We start from the raw sequence: 1,710 nt of genomic DNA on the forward strand, positions 1-1,710 counted from the left end.
GCGGGTCTCCCACGCGACCGACGAGGAGAAGCGCCGCCAGCGCCAGGGCGAAGGTCAGGGCGGTGGCCGCCGGGGCTCCGCGAGAGGTCAGGCCGCCTCCAGGCCCGCTTCCGGGCGGGTCGCCGGCGGTGGCGAACCCAGGGAATCCTCGCTGAAGCCCACCGGAGCTGCGGTTCCCGGCCTGGGACAAAACGTGGACGTCCACGCCTGAGCGAGGGCGGGCGAAAACCGGATGACGTGGCTGGAGACCATCGAGCTGTTGTTCGTCGCGGCCCTGGGCGCGCAGGTATGGAGGCTCCACCGGCGCGTTCAGCGCCTGGAGGAGGACGCCGGCGGCCTTCACGCACGACGCCGCCCCAGAGCGCAACCCTCGCATGCGAGGGCCGGGCTGTTCGCCACACTGGTCGCCAGTTACGCCGAACTGCTGGCGCGCCGAAGCGCCGCAGGCCCCGCCATGCCACAGCCGGCCGCTCCGGCGGCCCGCCCGCCTGTGCCGCCCGCTGAGCCGTCCACGGCCCCTCCCGCGCCGGCTCCGGCCGTGGCACCGGGCTCCAATCCGGACATGGCAAGGGTGGCCGAGCTTCTGCGGCAGGGGCTCGAGACGGCGGCCATCGCCCGGCAACTCGGGCTTGCCCCCGGTGAGGTGCAGGTGCTTACAGGGCTCGCCAGGGCCAAGGGGCTGCTTCCGTGAGCGGCGGCCACGTGCGGGCGGCGCTGCCTGCAGGTGGCATCTGCGTTGAGAAGGGCCAGGGGCTGTGATATACTACGCCCCGGCGTTTACAAGTCATCCCACACGCCGACCGTGACTCGAGGGGCGGTGCCGTGACCCGGCCGCCGGCGTTGCCGCGCTGCAAGGCGTCACGGCTCCCCCGGGGATGAGGCGGCGGAGGCCAAAAACCGGGCGCCAGGGAGGAGGTGAAGGGGTTATTATGGCCGTCATCTCCATGAAGCAGCTTCTGGAGGCCGGCGTTCACTTCGGACACCAGACCCGCCGGTGGAACCCCAAGATGGCGCGCTACATCTATACCGAGCGCAACGGCATCTACATCATCGACCTTCAGGAGACGGTTCGGCGGCTGGAGGAGGCCTACCGGTTCGTCAAGGAGGCGGTTCAGGCGGGCGGCACCGTGCTGTTCGTGGGAACGAAGAAGCAGGCCCAGGATACGGTGCAGGAAGAGGCGCAGCGCTGCGGGATGTTCTACGTCAACCATCGCTGGCTCGGCGGCACGCTCACCAACTTCAACACCATCAAGGGCCGCTTGCGCCGGCTGGACGAGCTGGAGGAGATGGAGACCAAGGGGGTGTTCGACCGGCTCCCCAAGAAGGAAGTCATGCAGCTCCGCAAGGAGAAGTCCAAGCTGGAGCGTTTCCTGGCCGGCATTCGCGGCATGGCGACCCTCCCGAGCGCCCTGTTCGTCATCGACCCGCGCAAGGAGAACAACGCCGTGAAGGAGGCCCGCAAGCTGGGGATCAAGGTGGTGGCGATCGTCGACACCAACTGCGACCCCGACGAGGTTGACTACGTGATCCCCGGCAACGACGACGCCATCCGGGCGGTGCGGCTGATCACCCACAAGATCGCGGACGCCGTGCTCGAGGCAAGAGAAGGCCAGGAGGGCCCGGCGGCAGGCGAGAACGCCGCGGAGAACGGGGCTCTCGAGAGTCCGGGCGAGGCCGGGCAGGAGCCGGCGAGGGCGTACGGTGCGGACG

General features: G+C 69.7%; 3 protein-coding genes. All 3 read left to right on the plus strand.

The genetic code is table 11. The features are described 5' to 3' along the window. Positions 1-211: hypothetical protein (locus AB1609_23135; protein MEW6049330.1), on the plus strand; the 211-nt coding region annotated here is incomplete at its 5' end. Positions 212-232: 21 nt separating this feature from the next. Further along, positions 233-691, plus strand: a complete 459-nt coding sequence (locus tag AB1609_23140) for a hypothetical protein (protein ID MEW6049331.1) — start codon at positions 233-235, stop codon at positions 689-691. 238 nt (positions 692-929) lie between these two features. Next, positions 930-1,710: 30S ribosomal protein S2 (gene rpsB / locus AB1609_23145; GenBank protein MEW6049332.1), on the plus strand; the 781-nt coding region annotated here is incomplete at its 3' end.

It is taken from the genome of Bacillota bacterium (assembly GCA_040754675.1).
Classification (GTDB): Bacteria; Bacillota; Limnochordia; order Limnochordales; family Geochordaceae; genus Geochorda.